The organism is Burkholderia sp. MSMB1459WGS, assembly GCF_001534535.1.
In the GTDB taxonomy this organism is placed as follows: Bacteria; Pseudomonadota; Gammaproteobacteria; order Burkholderiales; family Burkholderiaceae; genus Burkholderia.
The window spans coordinates 22332-28331 of sequence record NZ_LPMU01000030.1 but is presented as its reverse complement, the minus strand read 5'-3'; the positions used below and the strand labels follow the sequence as shown (position 1 = coordinate 28331).

Sequence of the window (6000 nt, the reverse complement as noted above, 5' to 3'; positions counted from 1 at the left end):
GCGATGCCGTTGGCCCGTGAGGATCCACCCCTCTTTACCCTCACGTGCGTGGGTGGGACGCGTTCATTTCATTCTCCCTATCGCAACAACGAGCCTACGCATTCATCATGGTGCGCCGCAATTCAGGACGCAAGGGATGGAAAACGCTGATTCGCCCCGCGCGGCGCGTGCGCGATGATGCGGTGCACGATCGGTGCGCACCTGCATCGCACCGTGCAGGCATGCGCTGAAGCGATGCAGCCGATGCACTAGAATGGCCCGTTCCATCTCGAGCGGGCCGCGTCGCGCCGGCATCGTGTGCTTCGACCATGCCCGTGTGACACGCATTCGCGCGATCCGTTCGCCAGCCCGCCACGCACCGGTAGCGGAACGCGCCCGCTTACAACGACAACCCGCCCATGCCCGTCGCACCGATCGATTTCCGCAACGTCGAAAAGCACTATGGCGACAAGCTCGTCGTCGACGGTCTGTCCTTCAACGTGAAGGCCGGCGAATGCTATGGCCTGCTCGGGCCGAATGGCGCCGGCAAGACCACGACGCTGAAGATGCTGCTCGGCCTCGCGCATCCCGATGCAGGCGCCATTTCGCTGTGCGGCGAACCGGTTCCATCGCGTGCGCGACACGCACGCCGGCGGGTCGGCGTCGTCCCGCAGTTCGACAACCTCGACCCCGACTTCACGGTCCGGGAAAACCTGCTCGTGTTCAGCCGCTATTTCGGGATGTCGGCGCAGGCCGCACGCGCACTCGTGCCGCCGCTGCTCGAATTCGCGAAGCTCGAGAACAAGGCCGATGCGAAAGTCGGCGAGTTGTCGGGCGGCATGAAGCGCCGCCTTACGCTCGCCCGCGCGCTCGTCAACGATCCCGATGTGCTGGTGCTCGACGAGCCGACGACGGGCCTCGACCCTCAGGCCCGGCACCTGATGTGGGAGCGGCTGCGCTCGCTGCTCGCACGCGGCAAGACGATCCTGATCACCACGCATTTCATGGAGGAAGCCGAGCGCCTGTGCGATCGGCTGTGCGTGATCGAGGAAGGCCGCAAGATCGCCGAAGGCGCGCCGCACGCGCTGATCGAATCGGAGATCGGTTGCGACGTGATCGAGATCTACGGGCCCGATCCGGCCGCGCTGCGCGACGAGTTGTCGGCATTCGCGAAGCACACCGAGATCAGCGGCGAGACGCTATTCTGCTATGTGACCGATCCCGAGCCGGTCAGCGCACGACTCAAGGGCCGTACGGGGCTGCGCTATCTGCATCGCCCGGCCAATCTGGAGGATGTGTTCCTGCGGCTCACGGGCCGCGAGATGCAGGATTGATCGACCATGGACGTCCGTCACTATTCCGCCACCACGCCATCGGCCCCGCCGCGTGAATCGCGCTTCGCGATAGCGATGCCGGCGAACGCCAGCAACTGGATCGCCGTCTGGCGGCGCAACTATCTCGTGTGGCGCAAGCTCGCGCTCGCGTCGATGTTCGGCAATCTCGCCGATCCGATGATCTATCTGTTCGGGCTGGGTTTCGGGCTCGGCCTGATGCTCGGCCACGTCGACGGCGTGTCGTACATCGCGTTTCTCGCGGCCGGCACGGTCGGCTCGAGCGTGATGATGTCCGCGAGCTTCGAATCGATGTATTCGGGTTTCTCGCGGATGCACGTGCAACGCACGTGGGAAGCGATCATGCATACGCCGCTCGCACTCGGCGACATCGTGCTCGGCGAGATCGTCTGGGCGGCCAGCAAGGCGATGTTGTCGGGCGGCGCGATCATGCTCGTCGCGGGTGGGCTCGGCTACGCGCAGTTTCCGTCGATGCTCGCGGTGCTGCCCGTGATCGCGCTGGCCGGCCTCGCGTTTGCCAGCATCGCGATGATCGTCACGGCGCTCGCCCCGTCGTACGATTTCTTCATGTTCTATCAGACGCTTGTGCTGACGCCGATGCTGCTGCTGTCGGGCGTGTTCTTCCCGATCGCGCAGTTGCCGCCGCTCGCGCAGCACGCGGCGCAGGCGCTGCCGCTCGCGAACGCGGTCGAGCTGATCCGCCCTGCGATGCTCGGCCGGCCGGCGACCGACATCGCGTTGCACGTCGCGGTGCTCGCCGGCTACGCGGTCGGTGGGTTCCTGCTGTCCGCATGGCTGTTCCGGCGGCGGATGATGCGCTGACGGCCGGCGCACCGGCCGCCGGCTTCATGCGACGACATTACTCGTCGTCGTCGCTCCACGGAATTTCGACGTCGGTCAGGAACGCGACGGTCGCAAGCGGGCCGCCTTCCTGGCGGCCGAGCTTGCCGTCTGCACGATGCCATTCGACGCGAAACTGCGTGCCCGGATCGTCGGCCAGCAAATAGACCGTGCGCAGCTCTTCCTTGTCGGCTTCGTCCACCGGGCCGTCGAACGACACCAGCATCTTCTGCGGCCACAGGCCGTTGACGGGATCGTAAATCCGATCGCCTTGCGGAATGTCGATGCTGGCCTCGACACCGATCGTTGCGGAGGCCTCGATGATCATCGTGCCGAGTGCCTGCAGCACGGCAGTCGCCCGCGCGGAATTGGCCTGGCGGATCGCGAGATCGCCGCGCGTCAGCGCCTTTTCGAGTCGAGGATGGATCTTCGGTTGGGTCATGCGTTTTCCTGTTTGCTTCTTGTAAAAGGCGCCGCACACGTGAAGCGGCGGCGCCGGATGAATACGACGATGGGGCGCGACGCGCGCGCCGTTTGCATGCGTCAGAACCCGAACGCGATCGCGAGCAAGCCGCTCGCGATCCCGAACACGACGACGAGCGCCGCGACGATCGCCAGCATGTAGGGCTTGAACGAACGCGCGAGCATCGCCAGCGACGGCACACTGATCGGCGGCAGCGTCATCAGCAGCGCGGCGGCCGGGCCGACGCCCATGCCGAGCGACAGCATCGCCTGGATGATCGGCACCTCGCCGGCCGTCGGGATCACGAACAGCATGCCCGCAACCGCGAACGCGACGATCCAGCCGAGATGATTGCCGATGTCCGGGCCTATATGCGGGAACAGCCATGCGCGCGCGGCGCCGAGCAGCAGCACGAGCACGATGTATTCGGGCACGAGCCGCACGGCCATGCGTGCGAGCAGTTTCATCCAGCGGACGAACGGATTGCCGGCTGCGGCCTGCTCGGCCGCCAGCGCGGCGAGCTGCGCATCGTCGATGCTGCGGTCTTCGGGACGCGCGATGCGGTTCAGCAGATAGCCGATCCCGAACACCATCGCGATGCCGAGCACGACGCGCAGCGCGCTCCAGTGCCAGCCGAGCACGAAGCCCATGAACACCAGCGCCGCCGGGTTCAGCACCGTATTGCCGAGCCAGAACGCGACCGCGCCGCCCGGCGATGCGTGGCGCGCACGCAAGCCCGCCACGACCGGCGCCGCGCAGCACGTGCACATCATCCCGGGCAGCGACAGCAGCCCGCCCGCGGCGACGCTGCCGAATCCCGTGCGGCCGAGCACGCGCGCCACCCAGTGCGCGGGCAACAGCGCTTGCACGGCCGAGCCGAGCAGCAGGCCGAGCACCATCGCCTGCCAGATCGCCTTGCCGTACGCCCACGCATAGTCGAGCGCCGCCTTCAGCGACGGTTCGGGCGCGGCCGCGGACGTGCCCATCAGGATCGACTGGCCGATCGAATGGTGCTCGGCGGCAACGAACGCCTTGTTGTAGTACGGGAACCATTTCACATAGAACAGGCCCGCGACCGCGATCAGCAGGAAGGTCATCCAGCCGAGCGCCGGAGTGGGTTGGGTACGTGTGGTCGTCATCGTGCGGTGGTCGTCGATTGGTCTTTGTCGGTTTCGGATGTCGCGCCGGCGGCAAGCGCGGCCGATGCGGGCAGTCCGGCTCGCGCGAGTTCGGCCAGCAGCCTGCGCGCCTGATCGCGCACGTCGGCTGCGTTGGGCCGGAACGTGAACGTCAGCGCCCGGTTCGGCTTGTTGTACGTCGCGCGGTAAGTGCGCGCATAGGCGGGATCGTAATGCTTGTCGATCAGTTCCGCGAACAAGTCGGCCCGCGCGCCGGCATCGATCAGCCCCTTCCAGCGCGTCACTTCTTCGCGGCTGTGCAGGCCGATCAGCCGATGAAGCTGCGCCTTGAACGCATCGGGTTCGTCGAACAGATGCGCGTAATCGTCGAGCAGGAACGCGATCCGCTCGTCGTGGGCCGCCTCGACCTGCACCCACGGCCCCGCGTGAAACGCGTCGATCAGCGCGATCGGCAACTGCACGAGGCCGATCCTGCGGCTTTCCGACTCGACGAACACCGGCCATTCGGGGTCGAAACGCCCAAGCGTCTCGACGAGCCCCGAATCGAACCCCTTTTGCGCCGGCTGCGGCTTGCCCGGCAGCGCGCCGAGCAGCGAGCCGCGATGGCATGCGAGCGCTTCGAGATCGAGCGTCTGCGCGCCCACGTCGCGCAGCGCGTTCAGCAGGCGCGTCTTGCCGCAGCCCGTATGGCCGACGAGCGCGATGTAGCGAAAGCGCGTCGGCAGCGAGTCGAGCGTCGCGCACACCGACTGGCGGTACGCCTTGTAGCCGCCGTCGAGCTGGCGCGCCTTCCAGCCGATCAGGTTGAACCAGGTCGTCATCGAGCCCGAGCGCTTGCCGCCGCGCCAGCAATAGATCAGCGGCCGCCAGTTGCGCGGCCGGTCGGCGAACGTCGTATCGAGATGGCGCGCGATGTTGCGCGCGACGATCGCCGCGCCCACGCGCGTCGCCTCGTACGGCGATACCTGGCGGTACATCGTGCCGACGAGCACGCGCTCTTCGTTGCTGAGCACGGGCGCGTTCAGCGCGCCGGGAATATGATCCTCGGCGAACTCGAGCGGCGTGCGCACGTCGATGATCTCGTCGAACTCGCCGGCGCGATCGAGGGTGACAATCAGGTTCTTCAATTTGGCGTCGAACAGGGGCGATACGGCTCGGGGAGCCGCATGGGCACGGAAGGCGGATTGACGATTATCTCACGGGCCGGCGTCCCGGGCGTCGCGCGGCGGTCGGCGGCGGCGAGGCGGCCTGCATCGCGTCGATCAGGTGGTCGCGGAACGCGCGCACCGACGCGGGCAGATCGCGCCCCGCCATCGTCTGCACCTGGATGCTGCGTTCGCGCAATTGCGGGTTCGTCACTGGCACGACGACGAAGCCGTCCGCATCGGAGCGATCGCGCACCGACAACAGCCCGGTGAACATCACCGCGCCCGTGCGCCGCGCGTAGCCGTACATCGCGGCGGTGTTGTTGCTCGTCAGTTCGGGCTCGAGCAGCAACCCGTCGAGCGCGCACGCGATGTCGATCAACTGACGCACCGTCGTGCCGGCCTCGGGCAGCACGTGCGCGTGCCGCGCGACGTCGGCGAGCGACACCGCGTCGCGCGCCGCGAGCGGATGATCGTGCCGGACCAGCGCAAAGACCGGCGCGCGTTCGGTGTGGTCGACGCGCACGCCCTTCTCCGGCGCGAGGCTGAAGGTCAATGCGATGTCCGCATCGCCGTCGCGCACGCGCCGGGTCGCGTCCGCCGGCGACACGACCCACACGGTGAAATCGACGCCCGGGTGGCGCGCCTTGAAGCTCGCGAGCACGCCGGGCAGGAAATCGATCGCGAACCCCTCCGAGCACGCGATCTTCAGCAGGCTGCCGTGCAGCGCGTCGAGCCCGCCGATGTCCTTCATCACGTGTTCGGCCTCCAGCAGGCTGCGCTGCGCGAACGCCAGCAGCCGCTCGCCGGCCTCCGACAGCGCCATCCCGCGCGGCCGCCGCTCGAACAGCGGCGCGCCGAGCTCGCTCTCCAGTTTCGCGATCTGGCGGCTGATCGCCGACACGGCCACGTGCAGCCGCGCAGACGCGTCGCTGATCGAGCCGGTACGCGCCACCTCGACGAAATATCGCAACGCCAGACCATGCAGGAAAGCCGCCATCGTTCTGTCTCCGCGCCGCATCCGGTCGCGCTGCTTTGCCTTTTCGGCAAAGAAAGGTTCGAAATTCGATCATTGTGACAAA

6 protein-coding genes are annotated in these 6000 nt (G+C 67.3%); 2 read left to right on the top strand and 4 right to left on the bottom strand.

Features of this window, described 5'->3' with window-relative positions:
• Nucleotides 1-398: 398 nt before the first annotated feature.
• A complete protein-coding gene (gene nodI / locus WT97_RS12805; protein WP_059789820.1) occupies nucleotides 399-1313 on the top strand; it encodes a nodulation factor ABC transporter ATP-binding protein NodI in 915 nt (304 codons plus the stop codon).
• A 6-nt stretch (nucleotides 1314-1319) separates the two neighbouring features.
• Complete coding sequence (locus WT97_RS12800; protein ID WP_059498984.1) at nucleotides 1320-2153, top strand: ABC transporter permease; 834 nt, start codon at nucleotides 1320-1322, stop codon at nucleotides 2151-2153.
• A gap of 37 nt (nucleotides 2154-2190) precedes the next feature.
• On the opposite strand, the gene WT97_RS12795 is transcribed toward WT97_RS12800, so the two are convergent.
• From WT97_RS12795 to WT97_RS12780, 4 genes are all read right to left on the bottom strand, one after another.
• Nucleotides 2191-2613 (bottom strand): hypothetical protein, encoded by a 423-nt coding sequence (locus WT97_RS12795; protein WP_034207242.1) that lies wholly within the window; start codon nucleotides 2611-2613, stop codon nucleotides 2191-2193.
• A 101-nt stretch (nucleotides 2614-2714) separates the two neighbouring features.
• Complete coding sequence (locus WT97_RS12790; protein WP_060035592.1) at nucleotides 2715-3773, bottom strand: permease; 1059 nt, start codon at nucleotides 3771-3773, stop codon at nucleotides 2715-2717.
• Nucleotides 3770-4900 (bottom strand): tRNA 2-selenouridine(34) synthase MnmH, encoded by a 1131-nt coding sequence (gene mnmH / locus WT97_RS12785; RefSeq protein ID WP_059789818.1) that lies wholly within the window; start codon nucleotides 4898-4900, stop codon nucleotides 3770-3772. Before mnmH ends, WT97_RS12790 begins: the two co-directional genes overlap by 4 nt.
• A 64-nt stretch (nucleotides 4901-4964) precedes the next feature.
• On the bottom strand, nucleotides 4965-5918 hold the full coding sequence (locus WT97_RS12780; protein ID WP_059498987.1) for a LysR substrate-binding domain-containing protein: 954 nt from the start codon (nucleotides 5916-5918) through the stop codon (nucleotides 4965-4967).
• Nucleotides 5919-6000 lie beyond the last annotated feature (82 nt).